This is a genomic window from Polaromonas sp. P1_E12, assembly GCF_056405975.1.
The window spans coordinates 678,860-700,382 of record NZ_JBFUBB010000001.1 but is presented as its reverse complement, the minus strand read 5'-3'; the positions used below and the strand labels follow the sequence as shown (position 1 = coordinate 700,382).

The following is a 21,523-nucleotide window of genomic DNA, read 5'->3' as shown; positions in this document are numbered from 1 at the left end:
GGTTGAAGTTGTCCTGCGGATGGGCGCCGTTCAGTAGCGCGGTTGCGCGCCGGTGAATGCGGGGTCATATTTGCGCATCTGCGCGAGGTCGTCGCGGTTGCGGATGCCGCAGTTCAGGTAGTTGTCGTGCAGGCGCGCCAAAGCCGTGCGGTCCAGCGTCACACCCAGGCCGGGGGTGGTCGTCACGCGCAGGCTACCGTCCTCGAAGCGCAGGCGGCCGCCCTCCACCACTTCCTCGTCCTGCCAGGGATAGTGGGTGTCACAGGCGTAAGTCAGCAGCGGCACGCTGGCGCACAGGTGGGTCATCGCCATCAGGCTGATGCCGAGGTGCGAGTTGCTGTGCATCGACAGGCCCAGGCCAAAGGTGCTGCACAGCCGCGACAACTGCTGCGTGACGCGCAGGCCGCCCCAGTAGTGGTGGTCGCTCAGCACGATCTTGACCGGGCAGCCCATCTCGGCGTTGCGGCGGAACTCGGCGAAATCAGTCACCACCATGTTGGTGGCCAGCGGCACCTCGCAGTCGCGCGCCACGGCCGCCATGCCCTCCAGGCCGGGGGCAGGGTCTTCGTAGTACTCGAGCACGCCGCGCAGCTTTTCCACAATCTTCAGGCTGGTCGCCACGCTCCAGTTGGCATTGGGGTCGATGCGCAGGGGCACCCCGGGGAAAGCCTCGGCAAGCGCCAGCAGGCCCGCAGCTTCCTGATCCGGCGCAAGCGCACCGGCCTTGAGCTTGATGCTCTTGAAGCCGTACTCTGCAATCATCCGGCGCGCCTGGGCCACCAGTTGGGGTGGTGTGAGCGCTTCACCCCAAGGGTCGGCCGGATATCCGGAAGAAGCAGGCTTGTCGATGTGCTGCGCATACTTGTAGAACAGGTAGGCCGAAAACGGTACGCGGTCGCGCGCCGCACCGCCCAGCAGGTCCACCACCGGTGCGCCAGCCAGTTGTCCCTGCAGGTCCAGCATGGCGACCTCAAAGGCGCTGACGACCTTAGCCACCGTCTTGGAGACGTGAGTGCCCGGCGCCAGCGACACCTGCTGGCCGAGAAATTCCGATGCGGTCTGCACCGGCGGCGTGACCTGACCGGCAACGCGCGACTCCATCTCGCTGAGAGCCCAGGGCGACAGGCCGACGAGCAAGGGCGCCACCTTGGCGAGCGCCTCCAGCATCGGCAAGTCGCCGTAGCTTTCGTTGATACCGACCAGGCCGGTGCTGGTTTCCAGCTCGATGATGGACCGCAACGCCCAGGGCTCGTGAATACCGGCCGCGTTCAGGAGCGGCGGGTCGCGAAAGGCAATGGGCGTGATGCGAACCGCGGTGATCTTCAATACGGACATGAATTACTTGAGCAGCAGGTTGGGCAACCACAGCGACAGCGCCGGCACGTAGGTCACCATGAACAGCACCAGCAACAGCGCGCCAAAGAAGGGGTACAGCGCCCGCACCACTTTTTCGATGGGAAGTTTGGCTACCGCCGCGCCGACAAACAGCACGCCGCCCACGGGTGGCGTGATCAGGCCCATGCCGAGGTTGACCATCATGATCATGCCGAAATGCACCGGGTCCACGCCGAGCTGGGTAACCACGGGCAACAGGATGGGCGTCATGATCAGGATCAGCGGCGCCATGTCCATCAGCGTGCCCAGAATCAGCAGCAGCACGTTGATCATCAGCAGCACCACATACTTGTTGTTCGAGACGCTGGTAAACATGCCGGTGATCTGCTGCGGAATCTGCATCAACGTCATGATGTAGCCGAAGCTCGCGGCAAACGCGATCAGGATCATGACGATGGACAGGGTCTTGACCGTGCGGTGTACCAGCTTGGGCAGGTCGCGCCACTTGTAGTCGCGGTAAATGCACATGGTCACAAAGAAGGCCCAGATCACGGCAATGGCGGCCGATTCGGTGGCCGTGAAAATGCCCGACAGAATGCCGCCCAGGATGATGACCATGGTCATCAGGCCCCAAAGCGCATCGGCGCAAATCTTCAGCGCCTCGCGCATGGGGATGACGCGGCCCTTGGGAAAGTCGCGTTTCTTCGCGATGAACAGACACATGACAGCCAGGGTCAGACCCAGCAGCAAGCCAGGCAGCACACCCGCGAGAAACAGCGCCGCGATCGACACGCCGCCGCCGGCGGCCAGCGAATAAATCACTGCGTTGTGGCTGGGCGGGATCAGGATGGCCTGCACCGAGCCGCTGACGGTGACCGCCGTAGCGAAGTCGCGCGGGTAGCCCTTTTTCTCCATCTCGGGAATCAACACCGAACCGATGGAGGCCGTGTCTGCCATCGACGAGCCGGAAATGGCGCCGAAGAAAGTTGAGGCCAGGATATTGACCAGCGACAGGCCGCCGCGCACAAAACCGACCAGCACACTGGCAAACGCCACCAACCGGCGGGACATGCCGCCCTCGGCCATGATGGCGCCGGCCAGTACGAAAAAGGGAATCGCCAGAAGCGAAAACTTGTTGACGCCGCTGGAGATCGCGATCATCACCGCGTCCAGCGGGATGTCTATCCACCAGGCGCCAATCAGCGCGGACAAGCCCAGCGCATAAGCCACCGGCAGGCCCAGAACCATGAGCAGGAGAAAAGACCCCAGCAGAACAAATGCATCCATCAGAGGGCCTCGCCTTCAATTTTTTCGTGGTCGTAGGTGACAACTTCGCGGTCACCCTGATGGCCCAGCGCCATGCGTTCAAGTACAAAGATAAGCGTAATCAGGCCACCCAGGGGCAGCGGGAGATAGGTCGCACCCACCGGCATCCAGGGGATTTCGCCGATGTACTGGCCCCAGGTCTGCATGCAGAGCTTGGCGCCGTAATAGGCCATGAAGACGGATACCACCGCCATCAAGATGTCCATCAGCCAGGCAACGACGCTGCGCATTTGTTCGGGCATACGGTCTGTAACCATGGCTACAGAAATATGAGCGTTGGCGCGGTAGCCGGCAGCGGCGCCGAAGAAGGTAAAGATCACCATCAACAAAATTGAAATGGGCTCCGGCCACTGCGAACCGGTGCCCAGCACGTAACGTGTGAAGATGCCCCATGGAATGATCAGCGACATGAGAAAGATGGACAGGCCCGAGATCCAGATGCACGCAAGGTACAGCCAGTCGTTGAAGCGAAGGGTATGGTGTTTCATGGTATTTCCGCAATACGGCAAGACGGCCCGGGCGCGCCGCGTCGGCAGCGCACCTGGGCCCGGGAGCAACGCTTATTTGGTTGCGTCGATACGCTTCATCAGGTCAGCAAACTTCACGCCGTACTTGGCGCGCACGGGCGCCGTGGCATCAAAGAACAGCTTCTGGTCCACCGGCACAAACTCGACACCCGCGGCCTTCAGTTTGGCCGAGTATTCCTCGACGCTCTTGTCCCACAGTACGCGCTGTTCCAGCTGTGCCTCACGGCCCAGCTTCTTGACCAGGGCCTGGTCGGCTGGCGTGAGTTTGTCCCATGTCACCTTGGACATCACCAGCAGTTCTGGAATGATCAGGTGATTGGTTTGGGCGTAGTACTTGGCACCGGCGGTGTAATGGTTGGAAGTGAACATGCTGGGCGGGTTGTTTTCCGCACCGTCGATCACGCCGGTCTGCAGTGCGCTGAACACTTCGCCGTAAGCCATGGAAATGCCGTTGCCGCCCATGGCGTTCATGGTGTCGACAAACAGCGGATTGCCCATCATGCGGACCTTCACGCCCTTGAGGTCGGCGGGGGATTTGACCAGCTTCTTGGTGTACAGGCTGCGTGCGCCGCCGTCCATCCAGCCGAGGGCAACCAGGCGCGCCGGGCTGGCAGTGACCTTGGCCAGCAGTTCGTCGCCGATCGGGCCGTCGATCACTTTGCGCATGTGCGGGATGTCGCGGAAAACGAAAGGCATGTTGAACACGTCAACTTCCGGCACGATGGGGCCGATCACGCCCAGCGAGATGCGGTTGATTTGCAAGGCGCCGAGCTGGGTCTGCTCGACGGTTTCCTTTTCCTGACCCAGCACGGCGCCGGGGAACATCTGCATCTTGATGCGGCCATTGGTCTGGGCTTCAAGCTTCTTGCCCATGTTCTCGACGGCGACAACCGTCGGATAACCCGCCGGGTGCGTGTCAGATGCCTTGAGCACGATGTTCTGCGCCGAGGCAGTAAACGATGTGGCCAATGCGACTGCCGCAACGGCTGCGGCGATAAAGTTTCTGCGGAAGGTCATGGTTGTCTCCTTGAAGGACCGGTTTATAAATAACTAGCGGGAAAACTGCGGCTCGGGCAGCCCGCGCACGCCGGGGCGCAACGCGAACACACCGCCGGCCAGCGGCTGGTCAGATAAGTCGACACCTTCAGGGCGTATCGACGTCACGAACAGGGTGTCAAGCCCGGCGCCGCCAAAGGCGCACATGGCAGGTTTTTTCACCGGCACGGCCAGCGAGCGGTCCAGCTTGCCGGCGGGGGTGAAACGATGGATCAGGCCGGCATCGTTGCCGCAAATCCAGTAGCAGCCGTCGGCATCGACAGCCGCGCCATCCGGACGGCCGGGCAGCGGGTTCATGTCGACAAAGACGCGCCGGTTTGATGGCGTGCCAGTGTCGGTGTCGTAGTCAAAGGCCCAGATGGCCTGTACCGACGGATGCGAGTCCGACAGGTACATGGTACGGCCGTCGGGGCTGAAGGCCATACCGTTCGGCGTGATGAAACCGTCCAGGAGTTTTTTCAGTTCGCTATCTTTTTTATAGCTATAGATACAACCCACACGTGCGCCGGCAGCCATATTCATCAACATGGTACCGGCAAGAAAGCGCCCCTGACGGTCACAACGGCCATCGTTGAAGCGCATGCCGGGCATGGCATGCGTAACGGCGGCAAGCTGCTTGAACCCAAGCTGGCCATCCGCCCGTGGACTCAGGCGGAACACGCCGCTTTCAGCGCCTGCAACCCAGTCCTGCGTGCCGCCTATCGAAGCAACGCAGGCCAGCATTTCAGGAGCGGCCCATTCAGTGAGAACGCCTTCGGCCACGCTCCAGCGGCACAGCCTGCGCGCCGGAATATCAACCCAATAGAGCGCTTGTTCGGCGGCCTGCCAGACAGGGCTTTCCCCCGTGCCATTGCGCGCATCCAGAATCAGCTCAACGTGAGATTCACTCGTGTTCATCCTGGCCACTCAGTCGCCGAAAGGGCCGGCCACGACAAAGCCACCACCCTGGTACTGGGCGACCGGGTCTTTCAGGTCAGGTGCAGCGGTTCGGGCGTAGACGGCCTCGCGAAAGATGTCCGAGCTGTCTTTCGGCACATAACCGATGTGGCGTGCGCGGCTGTTGTCCCACCAGGTGACGGCGTTGTCGGACATGCCAAACACAATGCTGTGGCCCAGCACCGGCGTGGTCAGGCAGGCGGTAATCAAGCGGTGCAGGTCGTCAAAGCTCAGCCAGGTCGCCAGCATGCGGCGGTCTTTGGGCTCGGCAAACGAAGAGCCGATGCGCACGCAAGCGGTTTCAATGCCGTAGCGGTCAAAGTACAGGCGCGAGAGATCTTCACCGAAGGCTTTGCTCAGGCCGTACAAACCGTCGGGCCGCGGCGGATGGTCGGCATTGATGGTCTGGTCCTGGCGGTAAAAACCGGTGACGTGATTGGAGCTGGCAAAGACGATGCGTTTGACGCCGTTCTTGCGCGCGGCCTCATACAAGTTATAGGCGCCCAGGATATTGGCCTGCAGGATGGGGCCAAAGGGCCCTTCTACCGAGACACCGCCCAGATGAACAATCGCATCAACACCCTGAACCATGGTGTGGACGGCAGCGGAATCGGCCAGGTCGGCCAGAATCACCTCCTCGTTGACCGCGGCAGCACCGAAAGGCTGCACGTCGGACAGCCGGAGTACCGAGCAATTGGCTTTCAGGCGCTCGCGCAAGGCCTTGCCCAAGCCACCAGCCGCGCCGGTCAACAAGAGCTTTTCGTGAACTTTGATGGTCATTTTTTACATCTGTGCCCGGTGCGATTGCAAACACTGGACTTTTTTATGAAGTTTGTTAAAGTCAACCCAAGAACATCGCAGTCATAGGTTGTCTGATGACTTGGAATTCTCCAGTTCGCCCCCTAGCTTGTCAATGGTTTTTTAATGGACTCAAGGAAAACCCCTAGTCGCTCCGAGGCAGGCCTTACGGTTGGCTTTCACGAAGAGCCGTTACGCATGCGCCGCCCCCGCGGACTGGTGGGTGAGATCGTCGAAAATCTGGCCACCAGCATCCGTTCAGGTCACCTGCAGCCGGGCGAAAAACTGCCCACAGAAGCCGAAATCATGGCTCGTTTTGACGTGAGCCGGACCGTGGTGCGTGAGTCGCTGTCCAAGCTCCAGGCCTCAGGGCTGGTCGAAACCCGGCACGGCATCGGCACCTTTGTCCTGCAACCGCAGGACGCCGGCAACTTCAAGATCACCGCCGAGGACTTTGCCACCGTGGCCGATGTGATCTCGGTGCTGGAGCTGCGTATCAGCCTGGAAACCGAAGCCGCCGGCCTTGCCGCCCAGAGGAGAACGCCAGAAAACCTCAAGGCCCTGGAAAATGCATTGCGCGCCTTTCACGACTCCATCAGCCTGGACTCCGACGCCGTGCCACCGGACTTCCAGTTCCATATGGAAGTAGCCCGCGCCACGGGCAACCGGCACTTCGCCGACCTGATGACCTACCTGGGCACCATGATCATTCCGCGCACTCGCGTCAACACGGCGCACAGTGCACCCGAAGGCCGCTTCAACTACCTGCAGCGGGTCAACAGCGAGCACGAGAGCATCTACAACGCCATCCGCAATCAGGATGCGGAGGCCGCACGCGCCGCCATGCGGACGCATCTGTCCAATAGCCGTGAACGGCTTCGCCGGGGCAATAACGCGCATACCATGCAGCCACCCGAAGAGCCTTCCGAACCTCAGGCACCTCGCACCCTGGGTACAAATCTGGTTGCATAAATAATCGGTGAGTTGTACGATAACTGATAAATTGTTTTATCAACCATCCTACAAGCACGTCCGGTATGCCCGCTTCAAACGCTCCCGCAACAGCCCCTCACGCCCTTTCCCAAACTCCCCGAATCACTCGCGTGCAGGTGATTCCCGTGGCCGGCCAGGACAGCATGCTGTTAAACCTCAGCGGTGCCCACGGCCCATTTTTTACCCGAAACCTGCTGATCCTGACCGATAGTTCAGGCCGCACCGGCGTAGGTGAAGTACCGGGCGGCGAGAAGATCCGCAACACCCTGGAAGACGCCCGTGAACTGATCGAAGGGCAATCGGTAGGCGCGTGGAACCAGATTCTCAACACCCTGCGCACACGTTTTGCGGACCGCGACAGCGGCGGCCGCGGCAACCAGACCTTTGACCTTCGCGTGGCGATTCATGCCGTCACTGCCGTGGAAAGCGCCCTGCTCGACCTGCTGGGTCAATTCCTGGGCGTACCTGTGGCCGCCCTGTTGGGCGAAGGCCAGCAGCGGGATTCAGTGGCCATGCTGGGCTACCTTTTTTATGTGGCCGATCGCAAGCAGACGGACCTGGCCTATTCCAGTGCGCCGGATGCAGAGGACGACTGGCTGCGCCTGCGCCACGAGGCCGCCATGGATGCCGACGCCATCGTGGCATTGGCCGAAGCGGCCTACAAGCGTTACGGCTTCAAGGATTTCAAGCTCAAAGGCGGCGTGCTGCGGGGCGAGGAAGAGATGGAGGCCATCATTGCCCTGTCAGAGCGGTTTCCCGATGCACGCATCACGCTGGACCCGAACGGCGGCTGGCTGCTCAAGGATGCCATCCGCATCTGCCAGGGCCGCGGCGATGTGTTGGCCTACGCAGAAGACCCCTGCGGCGCCGAAGGCGTGTTCTCCGGCCGCGAAGTGATGGCGGAGTTTCGCCGGGCCACCGGCCTGCCGACCGCCACCAACATGATCGCCACCGACTGGCGCGAGCTGTCGCACACCATTCACCTGCAGTCGGTTGACATCCCGCTGGCCGACCCGCATTTCTGGACCATGCAAGGCTCCGTTCGCGTCGCGCAGGTCTGCCAGACCTGGGGGCTCACATGGGGCTCGCACTCCAACAACCACTTCGACATTTCCCTGGCCATGTTCACCCACGTGGCTGCGGCCGCGCCGGGCAAGGTCACCGCGATTGACACGCACTGGATATGGCAGGATGGCCAGCGCCTGACCAAGGCCCCCTTGCAAATTGTGGGCGGCCAGGTTGCGGTGCCGCAAACACCGGGCCTCGGCGTGGAACTGGACATGGCCGAAGTGGAAAAAGCGCACCAGCTTTATCTCAAGCACGGCCTCGGTGCGCGCGACGATGCCGTAGCCATGCAGTACCTGATCCCCGACTGGAAATTCAACAACAAGATGCCCTGCATGGTTCGATAAATCCAGCAGGTCGCCGGAATTTAGAGGGTTCCGGAAATCTGTCATGCCCATTGCACGGGACATTTGTTGCCCGCCAGGCGCCGGGGGCGGTATACCGCGGCGCCCTTTCCCCACCAACGATACCCACTGAGCCACAAAAACAATCAGGAGACAAGACATGAAACGCAGAACCCTTTGCAGCATTGCGGGTGCGACACTGCTGGCGCTGGCCGGCACGCTGGGCGCAGGCGCCGCCGCAGCCCAGACCAAGCTCAAATGGGCTCACGTCTACGAGACCTCGGAGACCTTTCACAAGCAAGCCGTCTGGGCCGCCGACGAAATCAGGAAGAAGACCAACGGCCGCTATGTGGTGGAGGTCTTTCCGGCCTCATCCCTGGGCAAGGAAACCGACATCAACCAGGGCCTGACACTGGGTACCGTCGACATCATCTACACCGGCGCGGCCTTTGCCGGGCGTGCACACCCGCCGTTGTCGATCGCCGCCGCGCCTTTTGTGTTTCGCGATTACGCGCACTTCCAGGCATTCCGTAACGGCCCGATCTTTCAGGAGCTGGCTCAGGGTTATGCCAGCAAAACCGGTGGCCAGCATATTGCAGGCTACACCTACTACGGCCTGCGCCACATGACTTCCAACAAGGTCATCAACAAACCCGACGACATGAAGGGCCTCAAGCTGCGCGTGCCCGACGCACCACTTTTTGTGATGTTCCCAAGGGCCGTGGGCGCGAACCCGACGCCCATCGCCTTTGCCGAGGTCTACCTGGCGCTGCAAAACGGCACGGTCGATGCACAGGAAAACCCGCTTCCCACGATCGAGGCCAAAAGGTTTTACGAAGTCCAGAAATACATCACCCTGACCGGCCACATCACCGAATCGTTGATCACGGCCGTGTCGGGCTCGGTCTGGACCAAACTCAATGAGGCCGACAGGAAAATCTTTGACCAGGTGCTCTGGGAAGCATCAAGCCGCGCCAGCCAGGACATCGTCGATGCCGAAAACCGCCTGGTCGCCGAGTTTGAGAAGAAAGGCAAAACCGTCAACAAGGTAGACCGCGCGCCTTTTGCCGCAGCGGTCTTGCCCTCGCTGACCGCAGCCGATGCCCCCTGGCCCAAGAGCCTGTACGAGCGCATTCAGGCCATCAAGTAAGTTCCAGCCAACACCACCAGACAACACACAGGAGACATCATGAAACGCCGTTCCCTTCTTCACTCTGCCATTGCCGGCGCCATCCTGCCGGCGCTTGCGCTCCCCGTGTGGGCGCAAGACAAGTGGCCCAGCAAGCCCATCACCTTCATCGTGCCTTTTCCTGCGGGCGGGACCACCGACATCCTGGGCCGGCTGATTGGCCAAAAACTCGGGCCGGTACTCGGCACCACCATCGTGATTGACAACAAGGGCGGTGCTGGCGGTAGCGTCGGCTCGGAAGTCGCGTCCCGCGCACCGGCAGATGGCTACACGATGCTGGGCGGCACCGTCAGCTCGCACGCTATCAATGTGAGCCTTTACCCGAAACTGGGCTACGACCCGATCAAGTCTTTCTCTCCGGTGGCGCTCATCGGCACCAACCCGGTTGTGCTGGTGGTGGGAGCCAACAGCCCTTACAAAACGCTGCAGGACGTGCTGGCCGCCGCGAAGGCCAAACCCAAAACCATTTCGTCCGCATCGGCCGGCAGCGGCACGTCGCAGCATCTCTCGCTGGAACTGCTGGGCTTCAAGTCGGGCACCCAGTTCATCCATGTGCCCTACAAAGGCAGCGGCCCCGCCATCCAGGACGTGATCGGCGGACAGGTGGACATGATGTTCGACACCACGGTCGTAGCAGGTCCGCATATCCAGAGCGGCAAGGTGCGTGCGCTGGCGGTCACCTCCGCCAAGCGCCTGGAGTCCATGCCGAATGTGCCAACGGTGGCCGAATCCGTTCCCGGATTTGAGGTTGCCTCGTGGCAAGCCATTTTTGTGCCCACCGGCACCCCCAAGCCCATCATTGACAGGCTGCACGATGAAATCATGAAAATCACCGCGCAGCCCGAGATGCAGGAACGCCTCAAAGGGCTGGGCATGCAACCGTCCAGCATGACGATCGAGCAGGTCTCCGCCTTCCAGAAGGCCGAGGTCGAGAAATGGGCGCAAGTCATCAAGGCGGCCAACGTCAAGCTTGACTGAACATGCCGTTCGTACCCAGCCCTGCGCGGCTGCGCCTCGCCGTCATTGGTGCAGGGCTGGGCTCTGCACCTCACTTCCGAAGTCTTGAAGACCTGGCCAGTGAAGCAGACGTCGCATGGGTTTATGGGCGGAACGCCGAACGGCTGGCCGCTGTAGAAGTGCCTCAAGGGGCGCGCCGAACCACACGCCTGGAAGATATTCTGGAAGATGCCAGCGTGAAAGCCGTGCTGGTTCTTACGCCGCCCAATACCCATCTGGACCTCGTGCAGCAGGCAGCGCGCGCGGGCAAGCATGTGCTGGTCGAAAAGCCGCTCGAAATTGATTTGAACCGGGCCAATGCATTGGTTGAGGCTTGCGAAACTGCGGGGGTCATGCTGGCGGTGATGCTGCAGCACCGCATGCGCGACGCGGCCCTTGCCGTGGCGGCACTGCTGCGTGACGACGTTATGGGCCCGCTGGTCAGCGCCGCCGCGTCGATCCGGTGGTGGCGGCCGCAAAGTTATTACGATGAACCCGGCCGCGGCACCCTGGCGCGGGACGGCGGCGGCGTGCTGATCACGCAGGCCATTCATACGCTCGACCTGCTGCTCAGCTTCACCGGCATGCCGGCGCGCGTCACAGGAGTTGCCAGCACCAGCGCAGTGCATAGCATGGAGGCCGAAGACATGGCTGCCGCATTGCTGCACTACGGCAGTGGTGCGGTCGCTGTGGTTCAGGCCACTACGGCGGCCTACCCCGGTTTTCCCGAGCGCGTTGAACTCAACTTCACCCAGGGCACCGTGACGCTGGAAGGCGGTGAAATGCAGGCGGTTTTTTCCAGCGGAAAGACGCTGACCGCCGGTGCACGCCAGGCCTCCGGCGGTGGCGCCAACCCCATGGCCTTCGACCATGCCGCTCATCGCGCCGTGCTGCAGGATTTCATTCGCTCTGTCCAGAATGGATGCGCACCCGCCGTGACGGGGCGCTCCGCACTTGGGGTGCAACAGGTGATTGAAGCGATCATGGAGTCCTCCAGAACAGGCAGCGCTGTAGCACTTCATCCGGCAACACGGATCCCCGTGATGTAGGTAAAAATAATGTGCTTTGACACCACCCGGTGATCCTGCCAGCGCATTGCGGTGTTCGCCACATCAGGGTTTTCCAAGGCACAAACATGCCCCAGTCCAACTGCAGCGGGCGTGGACAGCTATAAAACTCGTAGCAGTCAGCAATTTGCGTTATATTTGGCCCCAAGCTTTCGAAGCTTTCTGCTTAACAACCCCCTGTGACCAAACTGTGACCCGAGGAGATAACCTGATGAGTGCCAAAGAAAATGCAGCGGTAGGCCAATTGCTTGAACTGCTGGAAGCACGCTACGCACTGCGCGTGCTGTGGGCCCTGAAAGACGGCCATCCCCAGACATTCCGCCTCCTGCAAGACAGCATCGGCAGCATCACACCCAACACCCTCAATACCCGCATCAAGGAATTGCGCGCAGCCGGCCTGCTTGGCCATGGCAGCGATGGCTACACGGTCACCACGCTGGGCGCCGACCTGCTCAAGCGCCTGAACGACCTGCAGGCATTTGCCGGCAAGTGGGCCGTCAGCCAGACCAAGAAAAAGTAAATTACCTGGCCAGCCTGGCCCGAAAAAAAGCGACCTTCAAGGTCGCTTTTTTGTTGCGCTGTTTTACCGATCAACAGGCATTCATCAGGTATTCATCCATGCACTTCCCGGCGCCCTAATCCACTGCAGCGCCGGAACGCTTCACCGCGTCACCCCACAAGGTCATGCTGCCAGCAATATGCCTGGCCAGTTCCTCGGGGGTGCCCGGCGCCACCTCGGCACCACGCGACTGTAGCTGTGCGCGCAACTCCGGATCCGCCAGGGCTTTGTGGATCGCTTCGTTGAGACGATTGATGATGGGCCTGGGCGTTCCGGCCGGAACAAAAATCGCGTCCCACGCGCTCACATCAAATCCGGGCAAGCCCGACTCCGCGATGGTGGGTAGATCCGGCCAGCCCGCCACGCGCGTGGCTGTCGTCACCGCCAATGGTTTGACACGCCCGCTTTTCACCTGGGGTGCGGCATTCGGCATGACCTCGATCATCATGTCGACCTGCCCGCCCATCAGGTCCGTCATGGCCTGTGCGCCGCCGCGGTAAGGTATGTGCACCACCGCCAGACCCGCGCGCGATTTGTAGATTTCTCCGGCCAGGTGGGACGTGGTGCCATTGCCGGCGGAGCCAAAGGTGTATTTTCCCGGATTGGCCTTGAGCAGCTTGGTGAGTTCCGCCATGGAGTTGACCTGCAGCGTGGGCCGCACCACCACCATGGCGGCGATGCGGGTGAGCTGGGTCACGGGCTCGAAGTCGCGAGACGGGTTGAAGCCGGGTGACCTGTAGATCGCATGGTTGATGGCATGTGTGCCGTTGGTGCCGTATAGCAAGGTGTAGCCATCGGCCGGCGCCTTGGCCGCTGTTGCACTGCCCACGTTTCCGCCGGCGCCGCCCAGGTTTTCGACCACGATGGGCTGACCGAGCTCTTTGGCCGCGCGCAGCATGACCAGTCGGGCCAACGTGTCGCCACCACCGCCTGCCGGAAAAGGAACGATGAGCTTGACGGGCTTGCCGGGATACGCTGCAGCCGGCTGGGCATATGCCACTGTCAAGCCGTTGAAGACAAGTGAGGCCGCACAAGCCGCAGTCAGCTGGACTGCCGTGCGGGCAAACTTGCGCAAGCGATTGAAGCGGGGCAGGTTCTTCATGGGTGTCTCCTGAGGCTCGCCGCCGTCACCGGCGCATTGAATGGTTCATGCAGGCGAAAAATACTTAGTCCTCTTATTTTATTGCACGCAATAATTGGTATATCACCCTCATAAACCCTAATAAATCAAGATACTGCATGCAATAATTCAGCCAATTTCGTCGTTCGTCCATTTACCCCCAGGGCCTATGTCTTCCCAGATTGAATACACCACGCAGACGTTGAGGCAAAGAATCCTCAGCGGCCAGGCGGCCCCGGGCGAACGAATGGTGGAGCTTGAGCTGTCCGCCCAATTGGCGGTTTCGCGCACACCGATCCGTATTGCGCTCGGCGAGCTGGAAAAGGAAGGCCTGCTGGAACGCCTGCCGACACGCGGCTTTCGCGTCAGGCAATTCAGCGTTGACGAAATTGCCAATGCAGTCGACGTGCGGGGCGTACTGGAAGGCATGGCGGCCCGGCAGGCGGCCGAGCGCGGCATTACGCCCGAAACCCGGGAGGCCCTGCAGGCCTGCGTCGAAGAAGGCAGGCTGCTACTGGAGCAAGCACAGGCCGCCTGCCACGTGATTGACGCGGCCCGCTGGGTACCGATGAACGCCCGTTTTCATGGCGCCCTGGCGCACGCCGCAGGCAACAGCACATTGACCTCCGCACTGGCCCATGTCAGCAAAACCCCGATGGCCGGCGCCGGTGCGCTCAGCCTGAACGGCGCCCTGCCCCTGCTCGAATACGGGTTCATCCAGCGCGCACAAACCGACCACGAAGATGTGCTGGCCGCACTGCTGGCCGGTGAAGGGGCGCGCGCCGAAGCCCTGATGCGCGAGCATGCCCACCGCAGCCGTGACAACAAGCGCGAACTCATGACGCGCATGCAGAAACCGGCAGCGCCTTGAGGCCTTTTTTTACCGCCTCACCAGAGTTTTCGACGATTTGGCCTCCAGCTCAATGTGGGCGTGCGCAAGCAGCTATCAATAACATAGCATAAGGCCTGCATTCGGGCGCCATTCGATGGACAGCCAGAACCAGCCCCGCTAGCCGGGAACATGGGTGGCCAGCCACTACAATTCAGGCCACGAACCAGTTCCTACGGCTGGGGCACACCGGTCCACATAGGGACGGCAGGGCCCCCAACCGCGCTGGGCCCCAGGCCGCGCACCCGCAGCCAAACTATCTGGACCAAAAACGAAGCCCCTGTCTTGAAAAGGGCTTTGCCATCCCCAGCTGGAAACATTACCAGCTTCAACCCTGTCTTCGAGCATGTCTGACAATACACAACCCGAACAAAATCAACCACTTAGCGGTGAGCCCAGCCCTGAAGAACTGGAAGCGGCACAGGCCGCCAACGAGTTTGACGCGCTGACGGTCGCACAAGCCGAAGTCGCCACGCTGCAGGCCAAAAACACCGAGCTGGCCGACAGCTACCTGCGCGCCAAGGCCGAGACCGAAAACGCCCGCCGCCGCGCGGATGAAGAAGTGGCCAAGGCGCGCAAATACGCCCTGGAAAGCTTCGCCGAAAGCCTGCTGCCGGTAGCAGACAGCCTGGAAGCCGGGCTCGCCATCAAGGACGTCACGCCGGAGCAGATCCGCGAAGGCGCCGAAGCCACACTCAAGCAGCTGAAAAGTGCACTCGAGCGCAACAAGGTGGTCGCCATCGACCCGGCTCCTCGCACCAAATTCGACCCGACCCAGCACCAGGCCATCAGCATGGTCCCGGCGGACCAGGAAGCCAACACCGTGGTCAACGTGCTGCAAAAAGGCTACCTGATCGCCGAGCGCGTGCTGCGCCCCGCTTTGGTCACGGTGGCAGCCCCCAAGTAAAACCCCCTTTAAAAACCTTGAAAACTTTGTTGAAGCCCTTGAAGCCGCACAACTTACCCACAAGTTATCAACATAGTTAATCCACACAGCGGCTGCGGCCTCAAACGCCCCGGCCACCCCACCTTCAATCTTTAACGAATCAAAAAAGCAGGAGTAAATCATCATGGGAAGAATCATCGGCATTGACCTCGGCACCACCAACAGCTGCGTGTCCGTCATGGAGGGCAACACCCCCCGCGTGATCGAGAACTCGGAAGGCGTGCGCACCACCCCTTCCATCGTCGCCTACCAGGAAGACGGCGAAGTGCTGGTTGGCGCATCTGCCAAGCGCCAGGCCGTGACCAACCCCAAGAACACCCTGTACGCCGTCAAGCGTTTGATCGGCCGCAAGTTCAGCGAGAAAGAAGTCCAGAAGGACATCGCGCTGATGCCTTATTCCATCGTGGCCGCCGACAACGGCGACGCCTGGGTGGAAGTGCGCGGCAAGAAGCTGTCGGCCCAGCAAGTCAGCGCCGACATCCTGCGCAAAATGAAGAAAACCGCCGAAGACTACCTCGGCGAGCCGGTCACCGAGGCCGTGATCACCGTGCCTGCGTACTTCAATGACGCACAGCGCCAGGCCACCAAAGACGCCGGCCGCATCGCCGGCCTTGAAGTCAAGCGCATCATCAACGAACCCACCGCAGCGGCTCTCGCCTTCGGCCTGGACAAGCAGGAAAAGGGCGACCGCAAGATCGCCGTGTATGACCTGGGCGGCGGCACCTTCGACATCTCCATCATCGAAATCGCCGACGTCGACGGTGAAAAGCAGTTTGAAGTGCTGTCTACCAACGGCGACACCTTCCTGGGCGGCGAAGACTTCGACCAGCGCGTCATCGACTACATCGTGGCCGAGTTCAAGAAAGACAGCGGCATCGACCTGTCGAAGGACGTGGTGGCCCTGCAGCGCCTGAAAGACTCGGCTGAAAAGGCCAAGATCGAGCTGTCCAACAGCCCAGCCACCGAAGTCAACATTCCTTACATCGCGCACGACCCGGCTACCGGCCCCAAGCACTTGCTGGTCAAGCTGACCCGCGCCAAGCTCGAAAGCCTGGTTGACGAACTCATCGAGCGCACGATTGCGCCTTGCCGCATCGCCATGAAGGATGCCGGCGTCAGCGCGGCCGACATCCATGACGTGATTCTGGTCGGCGGCCAGACCCGCATGCCCAAGGTGCAGGAAAAGGTCAAAGAACTCTTCGGCAAGGAACCCCGCAAGGACGTGAACCCCGACGAAGCGGTTGCCGTCGGCGCAGCGATTCAAGGCCAGGTCCTCTCCGGCGATCGCACCGACGTGCTGTTGCTGGACGTTACCCCGCTGTCCCTCGGTATCGAAACCATGGGCGGCGTGATGACCAAGATGATCAAGAAGAACACGACCATCCCGACCAAGTTCGCACAGACCTTCTCGACCGCTGAAGACAACCAGCCGGCCGTGACGATCAAGGTGTTCCAGGGCGAACGCGAAATCGCTTCGGGCAACAAGGGCCTGGGCGAGTTCAACCTCGAGGGCATTCCGCCGGCAGCACGCGGAACGCCGCAAATTGAAGTGTCTTTTGACATCGACGCCAACGGCATCCTGCACGTCGGCGCCAAAGACAAGGGCACCGGCAAGGAAAACAAGATCACCATCAAGGCCAACTCAGGTTTGTCTGAAGCTGAAATCCAGCAGATGGTGAAAGACGCCGAGCTGAACGCCGAAGAAGACAAGAAAAAAGTCGAGTTCGTCACCGCCAAGAACAACGCTGAAGCCATGGTGCACAGCGTGAAAAAATCGCTGGGTGAATACGGCGACAAGCTCGAAGCCGGCGAGAAGGAAAAGATCGAAGCCGCCATCAAGGACATGGAAGAAGCGCTCACTGGCGACGACAAGGCCGCCATCGACGCCAAGAACACGGCCCTGATGGAAGCCAGTCAGAAGCTCGGCGAAAAGATGTACGCCGACATGCAGGCATCGCAGGCGGCAGCCGGTGGTGACGCAGGCGCAGCGGGCGCCGCCCAGGCTGAAGCCAAGCCGGCCGACGACAATGTCGTGGACGCTGAAGTCAAGGAAGTCAAAAAGGGCTAAGCGCTTTTTTACAAAGCATCCCTGCATTGGCGCGATAACTGCATGCAAAAGCAGACGGCAAAGGCAGCCAGCAAAGGCGGAAAACCGGGAGCAATCCAGGATTTCCGCTTTTGCGTTTCCCGCTGACCCCCACAATAACGATTCCTGACTGACCTGCCATGGCCACCAAAAAAGACTATTACGACACGCTGGGCGTTGCCAAAAACGCCAGCGATGAAGACATCAAGAAGGCATATCGCAAACTCGCGATGAAGCACCACCCCGACCGCAACCAGGGGGATGCGTCCAAGGTTGCCGAAGAAAAATTCAAGGAGGCCAAAGAAGCCTACGAGATGCTTTCCGACGAGAACAAGCGCGCGGCCTACGACCAGTATGGCCACGCCGGTGTAGACCCCAACATGCGCGGCGGCCCCGGCGCAGAAGGCTTTGGCGGCTTTGCCGAGGCCTTTGGCGACATCTTCGGCGACGTGTTTGGCGGCCAACGCGGCGGGGCACAACGTGGCGGCGGCCGGCAGGTTTACCGTGGCGGCGACTTGAGCTACGCCATGGAAATCACGCTCGAAGAAGCCGCTAACGGCAAGGACGCACAGATTCGCATTCCGAGCTGGGACGACTGCAATACCTGCCACGGCAGCGGCGCCAAGCCCGGCACCAAGGTGGTGACCTGCACCACCTGCCATGGCCACGGCGTGGTGCAAATGCGGCAGGGTTTCTTCAGCGTGCAGCAAACCTGCCCCCAGTGCAAAGGCACGGGCAAGCTGATTCCCGAGCCTTGCATCACCTGCCACGGCGTGGGCAAGACCAAGAACAACAAGACACTCGAGGTCAAAATTCCCGCGGGCATCGACGACGGCATGCGCATCCGCTCGACCGGCAACGGGGAGCCGGGGACCAATGGCGGCCCGCCCGGCGACCTCTATATCGAGATCCGCCTGAAGAAGCACGACATCTTCGAGCGCGACGGCGACGACCTGCACTGCGCCGTGCCCATCAGTTTCACCACCGCCGCACTGGGCGGGGAAATTGAAGTGCCGACACTCGCCGGCAAAGCGGCCATCGACATTCCCGAAGGCACCCAGGCGAGCAAGCAGTTCCGCCTGCGCGGCAAGGGCATCAAGGGCGTGCGCTCCAGTTATCCGGGTGACCTGTATTGCCACATCACAGTGGAAACACCGGTCAAACTGACCGAGCACCAGCGCAAGCTGCTCAAAGAGCTGGACGAGTCGCTGAAAAAAGGCGGCGCCAAGCATTCGCCCAGCGAAGAAGGCTGGGCCGACAAGCTCAAGAGTTTCTTCAGCGCCTGATCGGCCTCTATCTCTTTCACTTCCCGGAAGATACGGGACTTGTTCGAGACATTCAACTAAAGGGTCAAAATCCACAAAAGCTCTTCCGGAGATCCGGAAGAGCTTTTTCTTTTGTCACTCGCTAGTTGGCGTGGCCACAGCTTGAGGTAGTTCTTCGCTGCGTTGCGAGCCCGGCCGGTACTCCGTCAAGTTCTCGTCGAGAGACGGACGGACAGGCGCTGCGACCAGGTCGTCGCGAAGACGTTGAAACTCCAGCGACTCGCGCAGCACGACGCGACCTGCCTCCTCGAGTTGACGCACCTGCAAAGGCAAAACGGTGAACGCGGTCGGGACCTGCAGCAGGGACTTGCGCGTCTTCTCGTCTTTCAGGTCCCGCAGGCTGACATTGATGACATGGATCTCGGCGTCCGGCGCAAACGGGCTACCGTGCCGGCCCCGCAACGCGTTCAACTCTTGCGTCCATCGCCGGGCATTGTCATTCATCTCCACAAGCGTCTCTTTGGTGGCCCGGGAGCCGGCGCCGAAGATCAGCGCATCCAGAACCTGGCCAATTCCCGGAACACGGTCGCTGCGGTCAATACGGTCAGCGGTGTCTCGCTCCGAATTCACGCTGATCAAGACGACCTTGTGTACGGATCCCGGCGGCAAATTCTGAAAGTTTTCATCAAGCGACCCTCCCGCGGCGGTGCGGTACAGCAGGCCGCGCACGCCGAGATTGTCAACGAGGCCACCGTCAACCAGATGCAGGAACGGTCGGTCCTCAGCGTCCAGGTAGCTCTGGGCACTCGCGTATAGCAGGCGCTCCTGCAGGTTGCGATCATTCTTTGCGGCGTCCGTCACCTGCGCGGCTTGCGCGCAAGAGCCGGCATAGTTTTTCAGAGTGACAGGACTGAGCAGTATCGGCACTGACGACGACGCGGCTACCGCGAAGGACAAGGGCACGCTGTTCAGATCGGAACAGATCAAGGCGAACTGTTCGGGCGTGAATTCAAACGGCGCGCCGGTCGTCAGGTCGGTCGCTGTGACCAGAAGCCTAGGCCCGCGACCGCGGGCCAGGATGTCAGCAAAGGTCTTCCCTTGATACAGCCCGTTCAACTTCTCTTCAAGAAGATTGGTGCGTCCGAACCAGGGTGACGTGAGCCGGTAAAGGGATTCCGGCGAAAAAGCTTCTTTGATCAGGCCGGCCTGGAAGTCCACCAGTAAAAAGTCGCGCTCGAAACGCGTGAAGGTTTCGTCTCCGAAGGCCGCGTAATAGGTCGCCAGCACGCTGCCCCCGGAGACACCGCTGACCAGCCCCACCTCGTCCAGAAGGTTGGTCGTTCTGCCTTCCCATTCAAAACGCGTGGCCTTGAGTTCCTTGAGAACCCCCAGGCCGAAGGCTGCCGCCCGGGCACCGCCCCCGGACAAGGTGATCGCAGCGATCATGGAGGGAGGCCGCTCCTGCGCCGACACCTGCACAGGCATGAACGTCGGCTGGGGCGACTCCGCAGTGATTGGCTGGTTCAACCAGGGCCGCGTCGTGGAGCAGGCTGCCAGCAGCATAGCGGCGCCCGCGCACAGCACCCCGCGGGCAAGACGCGCCCAAATGATTCGATATCCCGATTGCATACCCGTTTCCTCCTTGGTGCTTTGCTGACTCAGGACCCCAGCCACAGGCTCAGCGAGCGCAGGCTGCCCTCGTTCAATTCGCCGGCTGCATCGGCCAGCCGCAAACGCCCCAGCAGGTAGTCGACGCGCGCCTGGACAAGGTCCAGTTCCGCGCCATGGAACCTCTGCTGGGCATCGAGCACGTCGAGTTCGGTGCGGCTACCGACGTCACGCCCGAGCGTCGTCGCTTCCAGCGCGCTGCGCGCTGAGACCAGCGCCTGCTCGGTCGCGGCAATGCGGGATACGCCGGTCTTCACGGCCAGGAATCCGTCCTGCACTTTCAGGCGCACATCGCGCCGCGCTGCCGCTACTTCCTGCTCGGCCTGGCTACGCTTGGCGACGGCTTCCCGCTCGCGCGAATCCAATCCACCGCCGGCGTAAAGCGGTACGTTCAGTTGCAACCCGATGGTTCCGGTCCGGCCGCTTGAGACGGCCAGCGGCGAAAGGTTCCCGCTCTGCCCTGACGTGGCGTACCGGCCCACCAGAGCGAGGCTCGGACGATTGACGAGACGGTATTTGTCGATCTCGGCGCCGGCGATCTGGAACTCGTTCTGCCTGACCTTGATCAAGCTGTTCTGGTCCTCGCCTTTCGCCTGCCAGGCGAGCAGGTCGTTCGGCTCGGGCAGGCGGGCAACGAATGAGGGAGCCAGTTTTACGAGCTGCGCCGGTGACGCACCTATGGTCTCCCGAAACTGGGCGTTGCGTAGCTCAAGCGAGGATTGCGCTGATATTTCCCGGCTTTCCACGCCGTCCAGGCGCGCTTGCGCTTCGTTAAGGTCGGTGATCCTGCCTTGCCCGATCTCGAAGCGCGCCTTGGCGCGGTCACGCTGGTGGCGCAATGCCGCTTGCTCGGCTTGCACCACACGCAGTGTCTCCTCGGCCACCACGACACCGAAGTAGGCGTCGGCCACACGCAGCGCGAGATTCTGGCGAGATTGGTCGAACTGCGTCTGCGCGAGCGCGGACTGCTCATGCAGCTGCCGCCTCGTCGCGGTCGCCGTCTTGTCATACAGCGGCTGCACGACCTCCACGGCCGTTTGCCGCACCGTGCCTGTACTGTCGGTTGGTGCCAATGCCGCGAAGGCGGAAGGCGCGTCGGAGGTAGAGTGAACGTGCATCCGGCTCACGCCCGCCTGCAAGTTGACACGCGGCCGCACCAGGGCATCGCCCTGCACGGCTTTCTCGCGGCCTGCGGCCAACGCATTGTTGGCGGCAAGGCTGGTCGGATCGTTCTGCAGCGCCTGCTCGTAGGCACCGACCAGATCAATGGCATTGGCGTGTGCGGCACCCAGGGCAAACAGGATTCCCAGAGCCGAATGCACCGTCCAGCGGGTGGGTTTAGCTAGTGTTTTCATGGA

19 protein-coding genes are annotated in these 21,523 nt (G+C 61.4%); 10 read left to right on the top strand and 9 right to left on the bottom strand.

Annotated elements, in window-relative coordinates; translation table 11 throughout:
• Window positions 1–30: 30 nt before the first annotated feature.
• From AC1D13_RS03470 to AC1D13_RS03445, 6 genes are all read right to left on the bottom strand, one after another.
• Window positions 31–1,335, bottom strand: coding sequence for a glucarate dehydratase family protein (locus AC1D13_RS03470; protein ID WP_477688938.1), 1,305 nt, complete (start codon window positions 1,333–1,335; stop codon window positions 31–33).
• A 3-nt stretch (window positions 1,336–1,338) separates the two neighbouring features.
• A complete protein-coding gene (locus AC1D13_RS03465; protein ID WP_457278858.1) occupies window positions 1,339–2,622 on the bottom strand; it encodes a TRAP transporter large permease in 1,284 nt (427 codons plus the stop codon).
• Window positions 2,622–3,149 (bottom strand): TRAP transporter small permease, encoded by a 528-nt coding sequence (locus AC1D13_RS03460; protein ID WP_457278859.1) that lies wholly within the window; start codon window positions 3,147–3,149, stop codon window positions 2,622–2,624. The genes AC1D13_RS03465 and AC1D13_RS03460 overlap by 1 nt, the downstream gene beginning before the upstream one ends.
• A gap of 72 nt (window positions 3,150–3,221) precedes the next feature.
• Window positions 3,222–4,205: a TRAP transporter substrate-binding protein gene (locus AC1D13_RS03455; protein WP_457278860.1), complete on the bottom strand. Its 984-nt coding sequence runs from the start codon at window positions 4,203–4,205 to the stop codon at window positions 3,222–3,224.
• 33 nt (window positions 4,206–4,238) lie between these two features.
• Window positions 4,239–5,141, bottom strand: coding sequence for an SMP-30/gluconolactonase/LRE family protein (locus AC1D13_RS03450; protein ID WP_457278861.1), 903 nt, complete (start codon window positions 5,139–5,141; stop codon window positions 4,239–4,241).
• 9 nt (window positions 5,142–5,150) lie between these two features.
• Complete coding sequence (locus AC1D13_RS03445) at window positions 5,151–5,960, bottom strand: NAD-dependent epimerase/dehydratase family protein (RefSeq protein WP_457278862.1); 810 nt, start codon at window positions 5,958–5,960, stop codon at window positions 5,151–5,153.
• Between the two features lie 216 nt (window positions 5,961–6,176).
• On the opposite strand from AC1D13_RS03445, the gene AC1D13_RS03440 reads away from it, so the two are divergent.
• From AC1D13_RS03440 to AC1D13_RS03415, 6 genes are all read left to right on the top strand, one after another.
• Window positions 6,177–6,950, top strand: a complete 774-nt coding sequence (locus tag AC1D13_RS03440; RefSeq protein ID WP_457278863.1) for a FadR/GntR family transcriptional regulator — start codon at window positions 6,177–6,179, stop codon at window positions 6,948–6,950.
• 65 nt (window positions 6,951–7,015) lie between these two features.
• A complete protein-coding gene (gudD, locus tag AC1D13_RS03435; RefSeq protein ID WP_477667104.1) occupies window positions 7,016–8,383 on the top strand; it encodes a glucarate dehydratase in 1,368 nt (455 codons plus the stop codon).
• Between the two features lie 157 nt (window positions 8,384–8,540).
• Window positions 8,541–9,530 carry a sialic acid TRAP transporter substrate-binding protein SiaP gene (locus AC1D13_RS03430; RefSeq protein WP_457278865.1) on the top strand — a complete coding sequence of 330 codons (990 nt, stop codon included), beginning with the start codon at window positions 8,541–8,543 and terminating at the stop codon, window positions 9,528–9,530.
• Between the two features lie 39 nt (window positions 9,531–9,569).
• On the top strand, window positions 9,570–10,547 hold the full coding sequence (locus tag AC1D13_RS03425) for a Bug family tripartite tricarboxylate transporter substrate binding protein (RefSeq protein ID WP_457278866.1): 978 nt from the start codon (window positions 9,570–9,572) through the stop codon (window positions 10,545–10,547).
• Window positions 10,548–10,549: 2 nt separating this feature from the next.
• The gene (locus AC1D13_RS03420) at window positions 10,550–11,614 is read left to right on the top strand and encodes a Gfo/Idh/MocA family protein (protein ID WP_477667103.1); all 1,065 of its coding nucleotides are present in this window, start codon (window positions 10,550–10,552) and stop codon (window positions 11,612–11,614) included.
• 229 nt (window positions 11,615–11,843) lie between these two features.
• Entirely contained in the window at window positions 11,844–12,152 is a 309-nt protein-coding gene (locus AC1D13_RS03415) for a winged helix-turn-helix transcriptional regulator (protein WP_457278868.1), read from the top strand.
• A gap of 115 nt (window positions 12,153–12,267) precedes the next feature.
• Here the strand turns inward: AC1D13_RS03415 and AC1D13_RS03410 are convergent, their stop codons facing one another.
• A complete protein-coding gene (locus tag AC1D13_RS03410; protein WP_457278869.1) occupies window positions 12,268–13,293 on the bottom strand; it encodes a Bug family tripartite tricarboxylate transporter substrate binding protein in 1,026 nt (341 codons plus the stop codon).
• Between the two features lie 187 nt (window positions 13,294–13,480).
• On the opposite strand from AC1D13_RS03410, the gene AC1D13_RS03405 reads away from it, so the two are divergent.
• The 4 genes from AC1D13_RS03405 (at window position 13,481) to dnaJ (ending at window position 18,518) form a co-directional block, all read left to right on the top strand.
• Window positions 13,481–14,182, top strand: a complete 702-nt coding sequence (locus AC1D13_RS03405) for a GntR family transcriptional regulator (RefSeq protein WP_457278870.1) — start codon at window positions 13,481–13,483, stop codon at window positions 14,180–14,182.
• Between the two features lie 364 nt (window positions 14,183–14,546).
• Window positions 14,547–15,107, top strand: coding sequence for a nucleotide exchange factor GrpE (gene grpE / locus AC1D13_RS03400; RefSeq protein WP_457278871.1), 561 nt, complete (start codon window positions 14,547–14,549; stop codon window positions 15,105–15,107).
• 163 nt (window positions 15,108–15,270) lie between these two features.
• Entirely contained in the window at window positions 15,271–17,214 is a 1,944-nt protein-coding gene (gene dnaK, locus AC1D13_RS03395; RefSeq protein ID WP_477667102.1) for a molecular chaperone DnaK, read from the top strand.
• 158 nt (window positions 17,215–17,372) lie between these two features.
• Window positions 17,373–18,518: a molecular chaperone DnaJ gene (gene dnaJ / locus AC1D13_RS03390; protein ID WP_477667101.1), complete on the top strand. Its 1,146-nt coding sequence runs from the start codon at window positions 17,373–17,375 to the stop codon at window positions 18,516–18,518.
• 114 nt (window positions 18,519–18,632) lie between these two features.
• Here the strand turns inward: dnaJ and AC1D13_RS03385 are convergent, their stop codons facing one another.
• Both AC1D13_RS03385 and AC1D13_RS03380 read right to left on the bottom strand, forming a co-directional pair.
• Window positions 18,633–20,126, bottom strand: coding sequence for a patatin-like phospholipase family protein (locus AC1D13_RS03385; RefSeq protein ID WP_477688937.1), 1,494 nt, complete (start codon window positions 20,124–20,126; stop codon window positions 18,633–18,635).
• 29 nt (window positions 20,127–20,155) lie between these two features.
• Window positions 20,156–21,520, bottom strand: coding sequence for a TolC family outer membrane protein (locus AC1D13_RS03380; RefSeq protein ID WP_477688936.1), 1,365 nt, complete (start codon window positions 21,518–21,520; stop codon window positions 20,156–20,158).
• Window positions 21,521–21,523 lie beyond the last annotated feature (3 nt).

Excerpts from the sequence above, each read along its gene's own strand:
- dnaK (WP_477667102.1), top strand. The coding sequence starts at position 15,271 with ATGGGAAGAATCATCGGCATTGACCTCGGCACCACCAACAGCTGCGTG.
- gudD (WP_477667104.1), top strand. The coding sequence starts at position 7,016 with ATGCCCGCTTCAAACGCTCCCGCAACAGCCCCTCACGCCCTTTCCCAA.
- AC1D13_RS03445 (WP_457278862.1), bottom strand. The coding sequence starts at position 5,960 with ATGACCATCAAAGTTCACGAAAAGCTCTTGTTGACCGGCGCGGCTGGT.
- AC1D13_RS03420 (WP_477667103.1), top strand. The coding sequence starts at position 10,550 with ATGCCGTTCGTACCCAGCCCTGCGCGGCTGCGCCTCGCCGTCATTGGT.
- AC1D13_RS03410 (WP_457278869.1), bottom strand. The coding sequence starts at position 13,293 with ATGAAGAACCTGCCCCGCTTCAATCGCTTGCGCAAGTTTGCCCGCACG.
- AC1D13_RS03470 (WP_477688938.1), bottom strand. The coding sequence starts at position 1,335 with ATGTCCGTATTGAAGATCACCGCGGTTCGCATCACGCCCATTGCCTTT.
- grpE (WP_457278871.1), top strand. The coding sequence starts at position 14,547 with ATGTCTGACAATACACAACCCGAACAAAATCAACCACTTAGCGGTGAG.
- AC1D13_RS03460 (WP_457278859.1), bottom strand. The coding sequence starts at position 3,149 with ATGAAACACCATACCCTTCGCTTCAACGACTGGCTGTACCTTGCGTGC.
- AC1D13_RS03430 (WP_457278865.1), top strand. The coding sequence starts at position 8,541 with ATGAAACGCAGAACCCTTTGCAGCATTGCGGGTGCGACACTGCTGGCG.
- AC1D13_RS03385 (WP_477688937.1), bottom strand. The coding sequence starts at position 20,126 with ATGCAATCGGGATATCGAATCATTTGGGCGCGTCTTGCCCGCGGGGTG.
- dnaJ (WP_477667101.1), top strand. The coding sequence starts at position 17,373 with ATGGCCACCAAAAAAGACTATTACGACACGCTGGGCGTTGCCAAAAAC.
- AC1D13_RS03450 (WP_457278861.1), bottom strand. The coding sequence starts at position 5,141 with ATGAACACGAGTGAATCTCACGTTGAGCTGATTCTGGATGCGCGCAAT.
- AC1D13_RS03425 (WP_457278866.1), top strand. The coding sequence starts at position 9,570 with ATGAAACGCCGTTCCCTTCTTCACTCTGCCATTGCCGGCGCCATCCTG.
- AC1D13_RS03380 (WP_477688936.1), bottom strand. The coding sequence starts at position 21,520 with ATGAAAACACTAGCTAAACCCACCCGCTGGACGGTGCATTCGGCTCTG.
- AC1D13_RS03405 (WP_457278870.1), top strand. The coding sequence starts at position 13,481 with ATGTCTTCCCAGATTGAATACACCACGCAGACGTTGAGGCAAAGAATC.
- AC1D13_RS03415 (WP_457278868.1), top strand. The coding sequence starts at position 11,844 with ATGAGTGCCAAAGAAAATGCAGCGGTAGGCCAATTGCTTGAACTGCTG.
- AC1D13_RS03440 (WP_457278863.1), top strand. The coding sequence starts at position 6,177 with ATGCGCCGCCCCCGCGGACTGGTGGGTGAGATCGTCGAAAATCTGGCC.
- AC1D13_RS03465 (WP_457278858.1), bottom strand. The coding sequence starts at position 2,622 with ATGGATGCATTTGTTCTGCTGGGGTCTTTTCTCCTGCTCATGGTTCTG.
- AC1D13_RS03455 (WP_457278860.1), bottom strand. The coding sequence starts at position 4,205 with ATGACCTTCCGCAGAAACTTTATCGCCGCAGCCGTTGCGGCAGTCGCA.